Below are 16,764 nucleotides of genomic sequence, written 5' to 3'. Positions count from 1 at the left end.
GACTAAAAAGCCGGCTTTGATCTAACATTATAATAATAAGTAATCGTGATTATTCGAAATCCGAATCTTGTACTCCTTCATTAATTTTATACTCCTGAACTTTAAGATCAAAAGACTGTGGTCCCATGCTTTGGGAAATAGTAAATGGCATTTTTATACCTTCAACTTCCTGATAATCACTATAAGTTGTTGGAATGCTCATGGTCTGTCCCATTTGCGAAACAGTTGTAACTGTTTTAACTTTTAGTCCGCTTTCTACATCATAATAATTTGTGGTGCTTTCACTTACTTTTACTGCGTAAGCATCACTACCATCGATGTTTTCAATTCCGGTTACTTTAGCATCTTCGCTTACATTAAGTTCTGGGAACGTATTAGCTTCTACAGCTACGGCTTTTATCTGCTCTTCGTTCATTGGCATTTTTTGCCCCTGTACTTCCATATATCCAGATTCACCATTGTAAACCTGCTTTTGCATAACGTTTCCAGAAACGGCAACAGTTTGATAGAATTTGCCAGCATTGCTTTTTCGTTGTTCTAAACTTAACTCCTGTCCCTGGATAGAGGTAGTTGCAGTGAAAGCTATAGTGTTTATAGCTTTAGCAGCTTCTGCGCCACCAATAGCATCTATATAGTCTGAGTAAACAGTTTCTACTGTAACCGAAGCATCTAAAGCTTTGTTGTAGTCTGGCTTTTCAATTTCTTCACCATATTTACTGTAATACTTAACTGGGAAAGATTTGCCTTTATACTGCATGGTTTCCAGTTTATCGGCAACTTCACTTCCTTTTCCTGCGATTACAATTCGGGATTGATCGGCAAGGAAATATTTCTTTGCTACTCTCTGCACATCTTCCAAGGTTACATCGTCGATATTTTCAAGGTACTCTCTATAGAAATCTTTATCCAAATCTTCAGTTTCGATTTCCATGGCAAAACCTGCAATAGTAGAAGGCTGCTCCAGGCTAAGCACAAAATCTCCCGTAAGTTTTGCTTTAGCATTGGCTAGTTCGGTTTCAGAAACTTTTTCGTTTCTAATTCTATAGATTTCATCTAAAAATGCAACAACAGAGCTATCGGTCACCTCATTACGAACACTAGCGCTTGCTACGAAAGTTGCTGCATATTTATCGTTACCGGTTCTTGAGTAAGCACCGTAAGTATATCCTTTATCTTCTCTTAGGTTAAGGAAAAGACGCGCTTCACCACCGCCTCCTAAGATTTTGTTGGCCACCATTACTGGGAAATAATCCTTCTGGTTTTTCTGAAGATTCACAGTATTTACCAAAGCGATCTCACTTTGTACTGCGTTTGGCATATCTACAAAGTTAATTTCAGTTTGAGCTACATTTTTAACTTTAGGAATGTTAACTTCTGGAATTGCTGTCTTTTTCCATTTTGAAAATTCTTTTTTTACTAAGCTTTTTACTTCTTTTTTATCTACATCCCCTACAATTACCAGGTAAGCATTTGCTGGTGAAAACCAGGTTTGGTAATAATTCTTAACATCTGAAAGGCTAAGATTTCCTATACTCTCCTGGGTTTCGAATTCTCCATAAGGGTGATCTTTTCCATACGCTAAAGCTGAACGTACTCTGGCGGCATTGTAAGCCACATCTTTTTCATTACTTTTTAGGTAATCTTTTGTACGTGCGATAGTTTTATCGAATTCTTCTTCTGTGAATTTAGGGTTTATAACTCCATCTGCCATCAAGTGAAGAATTTCAGGGAAATACTTGGAAAGCGTATTGGCCGAAGCTCCTCCTGAATAAATATTAAGTCTTGCTCCTAAATAATCTACACGTTCGTTAAATTCATCTTTAGGCATAGTGGTGGTTCCCTGTCCTAAAAGTTCTCCCATTACGCCACTTACGCCGGCTTTTTGGCCTTCAGAATGTGGAGGGTTATCAAATCTTAGTGACATAGAAACTCTTGGTAGTTTGTGGTTTTCTACCAACATTACGGTTAATCCGTTTTTTAGCTCGAAGGTTTCTGGTTCTTCTACTTTTACTTTTGGGGCGGGGCCAGGCTCTGGCATGGTACTACGATCAACCTGAGCGTTTAGTCCTACAGCTCCCAAAAGAAATACTGCAATTGCTAATATATTTTTATTCATTTTTTTGTCTAATTTGGTGTTATTCCGCTTCCTTTTCTTCGGGTAGGTAATCGATGATTACGCGTTGATTTGGTTTCAGATATTTGTTGGCAACCTCTTTAATATCCTCTCTGGTGATATTTCTGTAAATATCGATTTCCTCATTAATAAGACTGGTATCTTTATAAAGCAAATAATTTCTAGCTAGCGAGTTTGCGATTCCGGCAATGCTTGAATTGGAATTTACGTAACTGTTTTCAGCTTTGTTTTGAAGTTTTTCGAAGTCACTCTCAGAAATTAATTCATTCCTAAGTTTAGTGATTTCGTCTTCGATTTCAGTGTTAATGCTATTCAGGCTGGTTTCACCTTGTGGTAGGGCATATATAAGGTACATCCCGTAGTCTTCCTGTTCCAGATTAAAAGCCCCTACCTGTAAGGCGATATTTTGTTCGTCTACCAGCTTTTTATAGAGTTTAGAACTTTTACCGTCACTTAAATAGGTAGAGATCATATTTAAAACATACGAGTCTTTGTTACCAAATTCTGGGGTTCTATAGCCAGTGATCGCCATAGGGATCTGGATATTTGGATCATAGAATTCAGCATGAATTTCTTCAGTAATCGGTTCTTCTTTTGGGTAATCCCTGGTTACTTCTTCACCTGCCTTAATAGGGCCAAAGTAATCCTGGATCATATCTTTAGTTTCTTTAATATCAATGTCCCCGGCAACTACAAGAACCGCATTGTTAGGAACATAATATTTGGCGAAATAGTCTTTAAATTCCTGCAATGTTGCTGCATCAAGATCTTCCATATAGCCAATATTAGGATCTTTATAAGGATGCTTTTCAAACATGTTTTTTTGCATAGCAGGTAAAATGTTACCATAAGGAGAATTATCCATTCGCATTCTCCGCTCTTCCTTCACAACTTCGTTCTGGGTATCTACTCCTTCTTGTTTAATAACGGGATGCATCATACGCTCAGATTCCATCCATAAGCCTAATTCCAGATTATTTGAAGGAAAAGTTTCGTAATAATAAGTTCTGTCGTTGGAAGTGTTAGCATTATTATTTCCGCCATGAGAACTAACAATTTCAAACCATTTTCCTTTGGGAATGTTTTCGGTTCCTTCGAATAAAAGGTGTTCAAAAAAGTGTGCAAATCCGGTACGACCATCTTCACGATCTTTACCACCCACGTGATACATTACCGATGTAGTAACTACGGGAGCCGAATTGTCCTGGTGTAAGATAACGTGTAGCCCATTGTCGAGATCATACTCGGTGTATTCAACCTCCTGGGCAAAGCCAACAGCACTTAATAGCAGAGCGCCAGCGGCTAGCTTTAGTTTGTTAATCATTGTGTATAGTTTATAGTTATGCAAGTTATTAGTGGCTCAAGTTACAATTTTGTTACATTTCAGAATAATAAATTTTGGTAATTTTTTAACATAAAGTCTTTAAATATCCTAATTAACAACCTGTTAGAATAGTTTTTCATCGTTTTTCGTGAAATTGAGATAAAATAAGAATTATGAAAAATATTGGAATACCCGCAAAGTTTGGAATTATGATCGCTGTAGGTCTAATTGTTTATTTTTTAGCACTGTCTCTAGTAGGATTGCATACTAATCCGTTGTTCAGTTTCCTGAATTGTGCAATTATGTGATTTGGTATTTGGATGGCTATTAAGGCTAAGAGAAACAATGATGCTGGATTATTTAAATATGGAGAAGGATTTACAACAGGTCTTATCACTGGATTTATTGCGACCACTTTATTTACGATTTTCTTTGGTGTTTATGCCAGTGAGCTAAATCCAGATTTTCTGGATCAGTTTGTTACGATGTGGAGAAGCCAGTATCAGGCGGGATTAGGAGTAGTGCTATTTACGGTGTATGCAATGGGTGCTGCCACAACTTTTGCGCTAACGCTTGCGTTTATGCAACTGTTTAAAAAGAGCTGGAATACTACCGAAGGGAAAAAGCATACCATGTAAATCTATCGTTACGTACAGCGAAATAACTCTTAAATTAAATAGCCTAAATTTTTAAGGAGGCGTGTTAATGGAGTTCGGGAAAGCTATCTATTTATGATGTAGGATATAATCTTGAGTAGTAAAAATTATTCAATTTTAGCAGAAGCCTTTGCTAATTAATTATTTAGAAGTATATTTGCACCCGCTTTATGAAGAAGCGAGACTATTTTAATTAGAAAGTAATTAATTAACAGGACACTATGTACGCAATTGTAGAGATAGCAGGGCAGCAATTTAAAGTTGCGAAAGACCAAAAAGTGTTTGTACACCGTTTAGAAGGAGAAGAAGGAGACAGCGTTTCTTTCGATAAAGTTCTTCTTACAGGAGACGGAGACAACATTACTGTTGGCGCCCCGGCTATAGAAGGTGCTCTAGTAGGAGCAAAGATTAATCGTCACCTTAAAGGAGACAAAGTAATTGTTTTCAAAAAGAAAAGACGTAAAGGTTACAAAGTTAAAAATGGTCACCGCCAGTATTTAACTGAGATTGTAATCGAGAGTATTACTGCTAAAGGTGGTAAAAAAGCTTCTGAAAGCAAAGCTGAAAAGAAAGAAGAGAAAAAAGCTGATAACGATTTAAGCAAGCACACGGTAGCAGAGCTTAAAGAGATGGCTAAAGAGAAAGGGATTGAAGGATATTCTTCAATGAAAAAAGCTGAATTAATCGAAGCTTTAAGCTAAATTATTAACTTACTAAAAACCCAATAACATGGCACATAAAAAAGGAGTTGGTAGTTCCAAGAACGGTAGAGAGTCAGAATCGAAACGTCTTGGAGTGAAGATTTTTGGAGGTCAGGCTGCGATAGCAGGTAACATCATTGTTAGACAAAGAGGTACTGCTCACAATCCTGGTGAAAATGTTTATGCTGGTAAAGATCATACTTTACACGCAAAAATTGACGGTGTAGTAAAATTCACTAAAAAGAAAGACAATAAGTCTTACGTTTCTATAGTTCCTTTCGAGGCTTAAGAAATTTAGTAGAATTACAATATAAAAAAGCCTTTCGGGATTTCCTGAAAGGCTTTTTTATATTTATGAATATTCATATGTATTATTAAGCTCTTGATAATTCTTTGAAAAAAATCTTAGTATCTATGGGTAATTATAAAATGTAGTGTTGCAAAAACAGATTTCGAATTATACTTTCTTTATCTATCCTTTTAATTTTATCTAGATATAACCACTCTTCCTAGCTTTTTCAAGCAATGCTTTATTTCCTCCTTGTTGAACGTCCATAATCTCTTTTAGTCTTCTTTTTCGATCTTCTACCGCCCTTAGGGAAAGATGAACATGTAGGGGTATATCTTTGGTTTTTGTACCCAAAGAAAGCTGATGAAGAATTTGCCGATCGATCTCATCAATAACCTGAGGATTCACAACTCTTGATTGTAAAATTTTAGAGATTGTCGCTCCGTAAAATGGAGGATAGGTAATCACTTTTTTAAGACAGGTAATGAGTTCTTCTGAATTCGTTTCTCCTTTCACTAAGAATCCATCTGGATTTACATTACTTAAAATATTCTGAACCCTTAAAGAGTCTTCTATAACTGTTAAGATTACTAGTTTTATTGTATTACCAAATTCTTTTTTAATTTCAGCTCCCAAATCTTCTCCTGAAATAAATCTGGAATTTTCAGCTACCGGGAAATTGATATCTAAAAATACCACATCATAATTTTCTGATACAATTTTTTGCCAGGCCTGGTCACAATTATCTGAAGTTTCTATTACGAATTTAATGTCCGCGATTTCCAATCTATTTAATACATTTTGATAGCCCTCTAATATTAATGGATGATCATCAATGAGCAAAATTTTAATAGTCCGCATAATTTTAAATTTTGACTGAAATAGTAATAGTCGTCCCTTCGTTTAATTTTGATGCTATAGAGAAATCTGCACCTATAGATTTGCTTCTGGACTTCATGTTTTTTACACCAATACCCGGCGACTTATTTAAATCGAAGCCTTTTCCATCGTCTTTAACGGTTAAATGTAAAGATAATTGTTTTAGAAAAATTGAAATTTTTACATTGTTTGCCTCAGCGTGCTTATAGATATTGGTAAATGCTTCCTGTAAGATTCTGTAAATATTGATTTTAATATTATTGTTGATCTTATCCCAATCTATTTTTTCATCGATATCAAATTCAACAATAAATCGATAGCCTTTCTGCTGATTTATAAGCTCTTCTAATACCACTTTAAAGTTAACTTCAACAAAATTACTTTCGCTAAGCTTATGCGAAATATCTCTTATTTCTTTCGCTACTGTGGCAATTTCCTTGATATATTTTTTTCTATTATCCTTACTTTCTCTAGAATCGTCTTCATTCAAAATGTCAAGACTTAAGCGTAATCCAAAGAGTTTACCTAATACCCCATCATGTAATTCTCTAGAAAGATGAAGTTTTTCTCTTTCCCTGCCTTCTTCGTAATATTTTTGTTGTGCCAGGATAAGGTTATAAATTTCCTGGTTAGCCTGTTGTTTTTGCTGAATAAGTTTGTTTTTAGAACGCTGGTCTTTGATAATATAAAGCAATATAGCAATAATGATAATGATCCCGGCAATTATAGAAATCCGTATTACCCGTTGGTTTAATTTTTTGGTTTCCGAAATATATTCGTCGGTTTCAAAACGAATACGTGCAAATTTGTTCCTAACAGCCCTTTCTTCTTTTTGTAAACTGTCATTTAGTTGAATATAGGTTTGCGTATAATTTAAGGCATTTTCAACATCTATTTCTGATAATAATTTTAAAGAAGAAAGATAATTTTCATTGGCCTGAATTTTTATGGAAAGGTCCCTAGCATCTTTAGCATAAGATAGGGCCGTAGAAGAATCTTTTTTGGCTAAATAATATTTTGCGATTCTCATTTGACTGATGGTCATTCCCGCTTTAATGTCATTTTCTTTACGTATCCTGAATGCTGATTTATATTCTTCTATAACTCCAGAAGTATCGGCTGTTCGCCATTGCGCAAAAGCGCGATTATCAATAAGCATTGAATATATTTTCGGATCTTTGAATCTTAGGCTATCATCTTCATTTAAACCCTTATTGAAATAAGAAATAGCCGTTTTATAGTCTTTTTTATCAAGATATACATTACCGATATTGTTCCATAGTGAAGGGAATTTATTTTTAGTCTGAACTTTTTGTAAATAATTCAGCGCTTTATTATAATAATAAAGAGATCTATCAAATTCTTCTAGTTCTTTAAATAGAATTCCCAGATTATTATAGGCTCCATATAATTGTTTATGGTTTTTTGAGGGTTCTAAAAGTTGAATAGCTTCAGTTAACGCCACTTCACTACCTGTATAATCCTTAAAATCCTTTTGAATAACTGACATATTTAGAAGTAGCCTCGCCGCATTGCTTTGATCCCCTATTTTAATGTAATTTTTTTTAGCCTCATTAAAATAATAGTAGGCACTATCTCTTATATCTTTTTTATAGTAATATTGACCCAAATCCCAGTAGGATGCTGCAATTGCATTGGTATCTCTAAGTTTTTCGGAAAGCTTTCTGGCCTTTTTATTAACTGAAAAAAACTGAACGGAATCTTGAGCCCGCATATATTTATAGGACAATTTTAGTAATTCTTCTTTTTTTAGGCTATCTGTATCACTTATTCTAAAAGCCTTTTTTGTTTGAAGTTCTTTTATATTTCCGTTCTCAAATTTAGATGTGTCATTATTTGCTTTTTGTTCTTGTTTACAAGAATTTAAAAGAAGTAAAATAAAAATTATAAATAGATTATATATCCGCATCAATCAATAGAGCTTGTAGATACGAAAATAAAATAAAAAAGGGGGGTATCTGAAAATACCCCCTTTTTATTTTAATTACCATTTCTGTCTTCTGTGTATTCGTCATCATGCCCTGTATTGGCATGGACTTCTTTTTCGTTTATCATATTGTCTGTTGAAAGTTCTTCGGGGTTGCAAGAATATGTGATAGCGATTAAGCAAGCTAAACTAAGAATGTTGGTAAAGGTTCTCATAAATTGAAATGTTATAATTAAACAATAGGCGATATGGTAACCTGATTTTCAGGTTGACCTGGTTTTGTTTAATCATGCATGATTGGAGATTGGGTGTTAGGCCCTTTCTGCCATGAGAAGCTTCTATTGTAAACCGTGGTAAAACTAGCTGTTAATCCTTCTTCTATTGTATTTTATAACTTGCATTTAGTCTTTATGTAAAGTCTGTGAGTTATTGCTTTAGGTTTACGAGCAACTGAAGATTTAATATAACTGTTGTCCCTATTAATTATAGGAAACAGCATTTTGCTCTAATGCATTTTCCAAATAATCGAGGTTGTGTCGATACGATTTAGAGAAAGGAAGGTGTATCTTGTTATGATGTAAAGAGCATTTGAGCTTTCCAAAGCTAATCTTAGAAATATGATCGATGTTAACGATATAGCTATGATGGATTCTAATAAATATAGCGGGTAAAACAGCTTCAAAAGTTTTTAGGGTCTTAAAAGCACTTACCTTTTTTCCGCTAACCAAAATAAAATCGGTAGCATTGTTATCGGCTTCTAAGAAGAGGATATCGTTCATTTTTAAAATCGTGTAATCTTTATAGGATTTTAAGCATAAGGTTTGTGGTGGCAATACATTATGATCTTTTAAGAACTGCATAGCCGTTTTGCGAATATCAAGCTCCCTTAAAGGTTTAATGATATAATCGTAAAATTTATTTTTAAGTGCCTGGTAAGCTTTTCTCTCGTCGTTGGATAAAGCGATAAAAAATATCTTGTTTGTAATATAATTTTGCATTTCCCGGCAATAAGCAAAAACATCTGGAGTATTGATGTCTACCTGATCGATATTGATAAATACCATGTCCGGATGATGCTTTAAAATAAGGTTCATTCCTTCTTCATAGTCATCGCTTGTTCCTATACAATAATATTCACCTTGTTCTTCCAGGATTTCCTGAATGATTTTTATCGTGGTTTGATGGTTTTCTATGATAAAATAAGAATGCAAAAAGCTTAAATTTTTAATTTGAAATTAAAAAACGGCTCATTAATAAGTCCTGTGTAAGACCACATATAAACTGTGGTTTTACCACATTTTTCTTTTTAAGATTGTTTCTTGATGGCCAAAATTGAATAGTGACTTCTTAACAAACTTGATAGAAAAAGATTTGGGTATACAGAGAACTATACTGTTTGTTCCTTTTTTTAAGTTTACTTTTTTATAATATCTCCCTAACCATTCTTTTAAACTAAGAAGCTAGCTTGTCGATTTATAAATCCATAATCAAACATGAGATTATTTTTGAAGTGGTTCTTTTTTCTATTTATTGTTTCGGGGATTGCTCAAAATGGAGGGTCACATCTAAACGACTCCATATTTTTTGAATATAAAGGAGAACTTGATAAAGCTATAGCTGAGGGCAATACCTATAAAATTGCTGAAAAATTTGTTCAGCTTGGGGATTATTATCATTCAGTAGAAATTAATACGCAAGCTATTGAGCAGTACAATCAGGCACTTTCGGTATTAAATAAGGATTTCTCAGAATTGCAGGCACGCATTAAGAATAAGATCGGTCTTTCTTATATCAATTTAAAAAACTATTTAAAATCCAGGGAATACTTAAATGAAAGCATTAATATTTCTAAAAAGAAAAAATTAAAAGAGCAGCTTGCTCTGGCTGAAAGTCTTTTGGGGACCACTTATGAAAAAGAAGGCAATTACTTAAAAGCTCTGGAGCATCAAAATAAAAGTTTAAAATTATATACTGAAGCTAAAGACCGTTTGGGTATCGCTATAGTAAATGAAAATATAGGAAGCATATATGAAGATTTAGAACAGTTTGAAAAAGCCCTTCGGTTTTTTACCATATCGAATACCATTTTTAGCGAACTTAATCATAAAGGCCGAATAAATATCCTTAATAATCTTGGTGATGTATATCGAAAAACGAGAGATTATGAGAAAGCAATGATGTTTACTAACAGGGCTTTAAAACTGGCTGAACTTTTTGAAGATCGTCATCAGTTAGAAAGTGCACATAAAGATTTGGCAAAAACTTATGCTTTAATGGGCGAGTATCAAAGTGCTTACGATCACAGAGTGCTATATGAGCAATTGCAAGAAGAAGGCTTTTATTCGCAAAATTTTAAGCAGCTCAATACCTTACAAACCATATTTGATACGCGGCAAAAAGAATCTGAAATTGCTTTGTTAAAACAGGAAAATAAAGTGAGCCAAGCCAAACAGAATATGCTGATCTTTGGCGTTTTTCTATTTATTCTTTTAAGCGGAATTTCTTTTTTCTTCTATAATAGAAAGCGGAAGGAATCGGCAAAAATTCAGGCTTATGAGCAAAAATTACTGAAATTAGAATTAGATCGAAAAGCAATTGAAGAGAAAAAGCTTCAGGATGAAATTATGTTGAAAACAGCATCGCTTTCAAAATATAGTCTGAATATGGCACAAAAGAATAAAATGATAGCTGAAACCTCTTCAACTTTACAAAATTTAGCCTCCCGTTCCTCGATGGATCCGGTTCCTAAAATTAAAAGCCTGGCGAAAGAATTGGATAAAAGCCTTTCTGAAGAACAGGAGTGGGAGGAGTTTATGAGTTTCTTTCAGGAAATACGTCCGCAATTTATCAAAGAATTGTCAAAACGTGCAACCGCAAAACTATCTTCAACCGAGTTACGTTTGGCGATGTTGCTTCGGCTTAATTTATCCTCAAAGGAAATTGCGGCAATCTTAAGAGTAACTCCAGATAGTGTTCGGGTGGCGCGGTATCGATTAAGACGAAAACTACCCATAGAACCAAAGCAGGAATTAGTGAATTTTATGCTTCAATTTTAGAAAAACTGGTCTCCTTTTAGAAAAAGTTACTGTAATGTAAAGTAATCTTAATTGTTGCCTTGATATAGCTGTTAAAAAACAACTTGTTAACTCTTTGTTGCTATCGATTTTTAGAGCTAAAGTGTTGAAGTATATAGTTTTGGGGTATTCTTAAAATCAAAAAAATGAATCGAAAAAACTACTTTAAACTTTTACTTGTAACGCTTTTTGTAGCTCTAAACTATAGTTTTTTGCAAGCGCAAACAGGCGTAATTAAGGGAAATATTGCAGATGAAGCAGGAATTTACGTTCCGGGTGCTGCAGTGATGATTCCAGAGATTAATAAAGGAACGACAACCGACTTTGACGGTAATTTTACCCTGGTAGAAATACCGGAAGGAGCTTATACCTTAGTGGTAAAATATTTAGGATATAAAGATTTAAATAAAGAAGTAAGTGTTACTGCAAATCAAACTTTAGATATTGATCTTGTTCTAAATTCTTCTACCACAACTTTAGAAACAGTACAGTTATTAGGAGGAGGTTTAAGTGCCCAGGCCCGAGCATTAAATGCGCAAAAAAACAGGCCAAATATCACCAATATTGTTTCTACAGAGCAAATTGGTAAATTCCCGGATGCCAATATTGGGGATGCGGTAAAGCGAATTCCCGGAATTACTATGCAGGTAGATCAGGGAGAAGCCCGTAACATTATTGTAAGAGGTTTGGCGCCGCAGCTTAACTCAGTAACCCTAAACGGTAGCCGTATTCCCTCTGCTGAAGGGGATAACCGTAATGTGCAGATGGATCTTATCCCATCTGATATGATCCAGACAATCGAAGTAAGCAAAGCAGTTACCCCAGATATGGATGCCGATGCCCTTGGAGGATCTGTAAATTTAGTTACCAGGTCAGCGCCAGAGGATTTTAGGCTAGCGGCAACCCTAGGATCAGGTGTTAATTTTATTACCGATAAACGAATTCTAAGCGGATCTTTTCTGGTGGGCGATCGAACTAAAGATGGTAAGTTAGGTTTTATGGTTTCGGCCTCTATTAATGATAATGATTTTGGATCTGATAACGTAGAAGCAGAATGGTCTGATGAGTTTGAGTACAATACTGGAATGCAGGATGCAGAGGGAGATGATATTCTGGAATCGGTAGACGTAAATCCTTATGCCAGCGCTTTCGAGATTAGAAAATACTTAGTACAACGGGTTAGGAGAAGTTTCTCGGCAAATTTAAATTACGATTTTAACGATAATAACAGTCTTTATTTTAAGTCGATGTATAACTGGCGTGACGATCGTGAAAATCGTTTTGCCTATGCTTCAGAAATTTTAGATGGTGAAGATATCAGTGAAGGAGATTTTATAATCACTAATGGTAATCTGGTACGTTTTCCTGCGGAAGCAGAAAGAGAAACCAAAGGTGGTATTCCTGGTGGAAGAATCCAGAATCGCAGATTGGAAGATCAGCGGATGCAAAATTATACCCTGGGGGGTGATCATTTATTTGGTAATGTGAAATTTGATTGGATGGGATCTTACGCAAAGGCATCAGAAGAGCGGCCTAACGAGCGCTATATTAGCTGGGAAGCCGAATATATGGTAAATAACGGAACTAATCCTAAAAAACCATTACATACTCCAGTTAATGCTACTTCTCCTTCAGATTTTGAGTTAAAAGAAATAACAGAAGAATATCAGTATACCGAAGAAGAAGATATTAATGTATTCGCGAATATCGAATTGCCGGCCGACTTGTTTGATCAGGGTTCTGGAATTGTGAAATTTGGAGTAAGAGGGCGTTTTAAAAACAAGCGAAGAGATAATAATTTCTTTGAATATGAGCCGGAAAATGGATTTGAAAATATGGCTCAAACAGAGGTTGTCGTAAAAGATGGAAACGATTTTCTTGCTGGGCAGCAATACCGGCCGGGATTCTTTACGTCACCAGAATATTTAGGTTCTTTAGATCTTAATTCAGGTCAGTTTAGCAGTGAAGATTTACCAGAGGAATACCTTGAGGAGAATTTTGAAGCCGAAGAGAATGTATATGCTGGTTACGTAATGGCTAATCAAAAATTATCTGAAAAACTTTCAATATTAGCAGGTGTACGTTTAGAAGCTACTCACATTAATAGTTTAGGAAACGAATTAATTTTTAACGAAGATGGAGATTTTGAAGATGCTACTCCTGTAAGGGATGAGAGCAATTATACAAATATCTTACCCGGGGTGCATTTTAAGTATAATTTAAATGACAACACTGTAGTTCGTTTTGCCTGGACCAATACTTTAGCGCGTCCAAATTATATCGACCTGGTGCCCTATCGTGCAGTAAATAACGAGGATGAAGAAATCTCTGTTGGGAATACAGATTTGAATCCTTCAACCTCGATGAACTTTGATTTTATGGCTGAGTATTATTTCAAGTCTGTTGGGATTCTTTCAGGAGGGCTTTTCTATAAAGATATCGAAGATTTTGTATACACCTATATCAGTAAAGATGAGGCGACCGGTTACGATCTTTTTCAGCCTTTAAACGGTGATGAAGCCAATATCTACGGCGCTGAGGTTTCTTTCCAAAGACAATTAAATTTTCTACCTGGATTTGCTAAAAATTTTGGGATTTATCTTAACTATACGTACTTACATTCTGAAGCAAACGGCATTAGAAACGAAGATGGTGACCTAAGGGAAGATGAATTATCGCTACCTGGATCTTCGCCAAATATGTTTAACGGATCACTTTCGTATTCTGATAAGCGATTTAGTGCAAGGCTTTCAGCTAATTTTTCAGATGCATATTTGGATGAGTTAGGAGGCAATGCTTTTCAAGATCGTTATTACGACGAGCAGTTCTTCTTAGATTTTAATATGTCGTATTCAATCAATAAAAACTTGAGGATCTTCGCCAATCTTAATAATATCACCAATCAGCCATTGCGTTATTATCAGGGAGTTTCTAATCGTACCATGCAAATGGAATACTATAGCCAGCGTTTAACCTTTGGCCTTAAATACGATCTATACTAGAGCCTAAGTGTTGCAGTAAAAAAATAATTTAAAAACATACAATTTTAAGTATTGGCATGTACGCCTGAAGATGATACTTGAAATTAAAACAAAATATAATGAGTAGAATAAAATCGATCCTAATTTGCCTAATATTAGCCTCTTGCGGCCAGCAATTACCAGAAATCGCTCCAGATGTGGTAACTGAAAAAACATTACATGACACCGATGATCCGGCAATTTGGGTAAACAGGGAAAACCCTGAAGAAAGCATTGTTTTTGGAACCGATAAAGATACCGACGGTGCAATTTACGCTTTCGATCTTGATGGAAAGATTATCGAAGCTAAAACCATGAGAAATTTTAAGCGCCCTAATAATGTAGATGTGGAGTATGATGTAAAACTTTCTGATAGTACCGTAACAGACATTATGATTTTTACTGAAAGGGAAAGAGAACAAATCAGGGTTTTCTCGGTGCCAGATATGAAGCCCCTTGATAATGGTGGTTTTAAGGTCTTTCAGGATACTCGGGAGAACGAAATGAGTTTGCCTATGGGGGTTTCGATCTATAAATCACCACAATCTGGAAAGACCTATGCTATCGTTGGTCGTAAAAACGGACCTAAAGAAGGCTATTTACATCAGATCGAATTAGTGCCTTCAGAAAAGGGATTTACACCAAAGTTAGTTCGGGAATTTGGATTGTTTAGTGGGAAAAAGGAAATCGAAGCAATTGCTGTAGACGATGAACTCGGATTTGTATATTGCTCTGATGAAGGCGATGGTATTCGTAAATATTATGCCGAGCCAGATATGGGTAATAAAGAAATAGCCATTTTTGGCGCAGAACATTTTAAAGATGATATCGAGGGCATTGCTATTTCTACATATCCTGATGGAAAGGGGCAGATTATAGTTTCTAACCAGCAACAAGGAACATTTAATTTCTTTAATAGGGAAGATAACAGTTTTGAATATGCGCTGAATTTAGGAACTACAGAGACTGATGGGTGTGAAGTAACCACGGCTTCCCTGGGAGATAAATTCCCCAATGGTTTGTTTGTTTCTATGAACGATAATGGAGAAAAGAATTTTTTTTATCATGATTTAAGCCGATTAAAAAAGCCGGTAGGGGCTGAAAAATAAATGTTAGATTCTAAATAAAAATGTCGGTAAAATTTAGTTTACCGGCATTTTTTGTTTTCCGAAGGACGACTATCTTTCAGTTTTAAAATTGTATTTTTAGGCAAAATGAAATTTGGATAAGTATGAGAACAATTTTTAAGATAGGGCTGGGACTTTTTTTCTTCTTAACTTTTAGTACTATGAAGGCGCAAGAACAACAACGAGAATTTGATAAAAACTTTACCCACGTGGTCTATTTTTGGCTTAACAATCCAGACAGCGAGCAGGATCGAGCCGATTTTCTAAAATCTTTAAACAAATTCATGGAAAATAGTTTGTATGCGAAGACCAAATTTATTGGAGAACCGGCAGGAACACCGCGAGAAGTGGTCGATGGATCCTTTACCTATTCTTTGATACTAAGTTTTCCCTCAAAAGAAATTCAGGATAAATATCAAAAAGAGAAAGCGCATTTAAAGTTTATCGAAGAATCTGAGCATTTATGGAAGCGAGTGCAGGTGTATGATTCGGTTGGGATAAAGTAATAAAACAAAAAATCCTCGCATTGGCGAGGATTTTTTATACTGAATTATATAAAATTAGTCTTCAAAATATACGGCAGAAACTCCGTTTAGCATATTATTGATAGTAGGAGTAGCATCTCCAGAATCTTCATCGGAAAAAGCAAGAACTCTTCCGCCTCCGTTAGCCAATTCGGCTACGTAAATCATTCCAGAATCTTCATCATAAGAAACGTTTACAGGATTACCAAGCATGGTGTTGGCGCCGGCAATTCTTACCTGTTCTCCAACAGCTAACATTTCTCCGTCTTCAGTATTATTAAATTTGTTTTCAAAATCGTTGATTACGTGTAATCCACCATCAGAATCTGAATCAGCATCACCAATATCAGACATGATCATCGTACCATCATCATAATCTAAACCATGTGTTCTTTCAATACCTTCTAGTGCAATCATTTTAGTCGCTTCTACCGTTCCGTCACCAGAATTAGAAAGGAAATTATCGAAACTTGCTAACATGTTAGTATTATCTACTACAGCATAAAGCCTATCATCATCAAACTCGATACCCCAAACATTAAAATCTACGCTTACGGTATTTCTGAGGGTCATTCCGTCAGCCGTTTTGGTATAAATAAAGAAACGTCCGTTTGGAGCATCATCATCGTCACCATTCATATCGGCATTATCAGAAATTACAACCATATTTCCTGAGATTGCGATATCACGAGGGCTCATAACATCGCTAGAGCTTTTAAATTCTGCCATTGCTTCATCAGCTGTATCGTCCCACATTCTTACTTCGCTATAATACTGAATTTCTAAAGGATCTCGGGAAGCAACAATTAATGCATCTGCATCATCATCGTAAATGATACCTTCAGCATCGTTAGCATCAGAACTTAAGGAATATGAATCTCCCGTATCCAAATTGTATCCCGCAATATTACCAGAATGGGTTGTGGCAAATAACATTGGAGCATCGACTTCCATTCCGTCATCGGTGTCGATTATTCCATCATCGTCGTCACTACAAGAGGCTAATGTAATAGTGGTTAAGCCCGCTAAAAATAGGTGTTTAAAATTCTTCATAATTATTTTTTTTGAACTTCTAAACTACGATTACA

13 protein-coding genes are annotated in these 16,764 nt (G+C 35.3%); 7 read left to right on the top strand and 6 right to left on the bottom strand.

Features of this window, described 5'->3' with window-relative positions; genetic code table 11:
• Positions 1–49: 49 nt before the first annotated feature.
• Both AC13DP_RS18810 and AC13DP_RS18805 read right to left on the bottom strand, forming a co-directional pair.
• Positions 50–2,116, bottom strand: a complete 2,067-nt coding sequence (locus tag AC13DP_RS18810; RefSeq protein ID WP_347407831.1) for a M16 family metallopeptidase — start codon at positions 2,114–2,116, stop codon at positions 50–52.
• Positions 2,117–2,135: 19 nt separating this feature from the next.
• Complete coding sequence (locus tag AC13DP_RS18805) at positions 2,136–3,458, bottom strand: M16 family metallopeptidase (protein ID WP_483068275.1); 1,323 nt, start codon at positions 3,456–3,458, stop codon at positions 2,136–2,138.
• Between the two features lie 320 nt (positions 3,459–3,778).
• Here AC13DP_RS18805 and AC13DP_RS18800 point away from each other — a divergent pair, with 320 nt between their 5' ends.
• The 3 genes from AC13DP_RS18800 to rpmA all read left to right on the top strand — a co-directional run bounded on the left by AC13DP_RS18800 (position 3,779) and on the right by rpmA (position 5,104).
• Positions 3,779–4,096: a DUF4199 domain-containing protein gene (locus AC13DP_RS18800; RefSeq protein WP_483068274.1), complete on the top strand. Its 318-nt coding sequence runs from the start codon at positions 3,779–3,781 to the stop codon at positions 4,094–4,096.
• Positions 4,097–4,335: 239 nt separating this feature from the next.
• Entirely contained in the window at positions 4,336–4,815 is a 480-nt protein-coding gene (gene rplU / locus AC13DP_RS18795; RefSeq protein ID WP_013073844.1) for a 50S ribosomal protein L21, read from the top strand.
• Positions 4,816–4,843: 28 nt separating this feature from the next.
• Positions 4,844–5,104, top strand: coding sequence for a 50S ribosomal protein L27 (gene rpmA / locus AC13DP_RS18790; protein WP_013073843.1), 261 nt, complete (start codon positions 4,844–4,846; stop codon positions 5,102–5,104).
• Positions 5,105–5,305: 201 nt separating this feature from the next.
• Here the strand turns inward: rpmA and AC13DP_RS18785 are convergent, their stop codons facing one another.
• The 3 genes from AC13DP_RS18785 to AC13DP_RS18775 form a co-directional block, all read right to left on the bottom strand.
• Positions 5,306–5,965 (bottom strand): response regulator, encoded by a 660-nt coding sequence (locus tag AC13DP_RS18785; RefSeq protein ID WP_483068273.1) that lies wholly within the window; start codon positions 5,963–5,965, stop codon positions 5,306–5,308.
• A 4-nt stretch (positions 5,966–5,969) separates the two neighbouring features.
• A complete protein-coding gene (locus AC13DP_RS18780) occupies positions 5,970–7,913 on the bottom strand; it encodes a tetratricopeptide repeat-containing sensor histidine kinase (RefSeq protein ID WP_483068272.1) in 1,944 nt (647 codons plus the stop codon).
• Positions 7,914–8,410: 497 nt separating this feature from the next.
• A complete protein-coding gene (locus AC13DP_RS18775) occupies positions 8,411–9,142 on the bottom strand; it encodes a LytR/AlgR family response regulator transcription factor (RefSeq protein ID WP_347407834.1) in 732 nt (243 codons plus the stop codon).
• 282 nt (positions 9,143–9,424) lie between these two features.
• Here AC13DP_RS18775 and AC13DP_RS18770 point away from each other — a divergent pair, with 282 nt between their 5' ends.
• The 4 genes from AC13DP_RS18770 (at position 9,425) to AC13DP_RS18755 (ending at position 15,658) form a co-directional block, all read left to right on the top strand.
• The gene (locus AC13DP_RS18770) at positions 9,425–10,987 is read left to right on the top strand and encodes a tetratricopeptide repeat protein (RefSeq protein WP_347407835.1); all 1,563 of its coding nucleotides are present in this window, start codon (positions 9,425–9,427) and stop codon (positions 10,985–10,987) included.
• Positions 10,988–11,151: 164 nt separating this feature from the next.
• Positions 11,152–14,007, top strand: coding sequence for a TonB-dependent receptor (locus tag AC13DP_RS18765; RefSeq protein ID WP_483068271.1), 2,856 nt, complete (start codon positions 11,152–11,154; stop codon positions 14,005–14,007).
• Between the two features lie 98 nt (positions 14,008–14,105).
• Positions 14,106–15,134 carry a phytase gene (locus tag AC13DP_RS18760; protein ID WP_339809864.1) on the top strand — a complete coding sequence of 343 codons (1,029 nt, stop codon included), beginning with the start codon at positions 14,106–14,108 and terminating at the stop codon, positions 15,132–15,134.
• 179 nt (positions 15,135–15,313) lie between these two features.
• Entirely contained in the window at positions 15,314–15,658 is a 345-nt protein-coding gene (locus AC13DP_RS18755) for a Dabb family protein (protein ID WP_394799473.1), read from the top strand.
• A gap of 54 nt (positions 15,659–15,712) precedes the next feature.
• Here AC13DP_RS18755 and AC13DP_RS18750 read toward each other — a convergent pair whose 3' ends face one another.
• A complete protein-coding gene (locus AC13DP_RS18750) occupies positions 15,713–16,729 on the bottom strand; it encodes a hypothetical protein (RefSeq protein ID WP_347407837.1) in 1,017 nt (338 codons plus the stop codon).
• Positions 16,730–16,764: the final 35 nt, after the last annotated feature.

It is taken from the genome of Zunongwangia sp. L-65 (genome assembly GCF_056859415.1).
The sequence above is the reverse complement of the archived record's forward strand: the minus strand, read 5'-3'. Positions and strand labels throughout refer to the sequence as shown.

Bases quoted from the DNA above. Each gene is read 5' to 3' on its own strand.
- AC13DP_RS18760 (WP_339809864.1), top strand. From the start codon at position 14,106: ATGAGTAGAATAAAATCGATCCTAATTTGCCTAATATTAGCCTCTTGC.
- AC13DP_RS18780 (WP_483068272.1), bottom strand. From the start codon at position 7,913: ATGCGGATATATAATCTATTTATAATTTTTATTTTACTTCTTTTAAAT.
- AC13DP_RS18800 (WP_483068274.1), top strand. From the start codon at position 3,779: ATGGCTATTAAGGCTAAGAGAAACAATGATGCTGGATTATTTAAATAT.
- rpmA (WP_013073843.1), top strand. From the start codon at position 4,844: ATGGCACATAAAAAAGGAGTTGGTAGTTCCAAGAACGGTAGAGAGTCA.
- AC13DP_RS18750 (WP_347407837.1), bottom strand. From the start codon at position 16,729: ATGAAGAATTTTAAACACCTATTTTTAGCGGGCTTAACCACTATTACA.
- AC13DP_RS18755 (WP_394799473.1), top strand. From the start codon at position 15,314: ATGAAGGCGCAAGAACAACAACGAGAATTTGATAAAAACTTTACCCAC.
- AC13DP_RS18805 (WP_483068275.1), bottom strand. From the start codon at position 3,458: ATGATTAACAAACTAAAGCTAGCCGCTGGCGCTCTGCTATTAAGTGCT.
- AC13DP_RS18770 (WP_347407835.1), top strand. From the start codon at position 9,425: ATGAGATTATTTTTGAAGTGGTTCTTTTTTCTATTTATTGTTTCGGGG.
- AC13DP_RS18785 (WP_483068273.1), bottom strand. From the start codon at position 5,965: ATGCGGACTATTAAAATTTTGCTCATTGATGATCATCCATTAATATTA.
- AC13DP_RS18810 (WP_347407831.1), bottom strand. From the start codon at position 2,116: ATGAATAAAAATATATTAGCAATTGCAGTATTTCTTTTGGGAGCTGTA.
- AC13DP_RS18765 (WP_483068271.1), top strand. From the start codon at position 11,152: ATGAATCGAAAAAACTACTTTAAACTTTTACTTGTAACGCTTTTTGTA.
- rplU (WP_013073844.1), top strand. From the start codon at position 4,336: ATGTACGCAATTGTAGAGATAGCAGGGCAGCAATTTAAAGTTGCGAAA.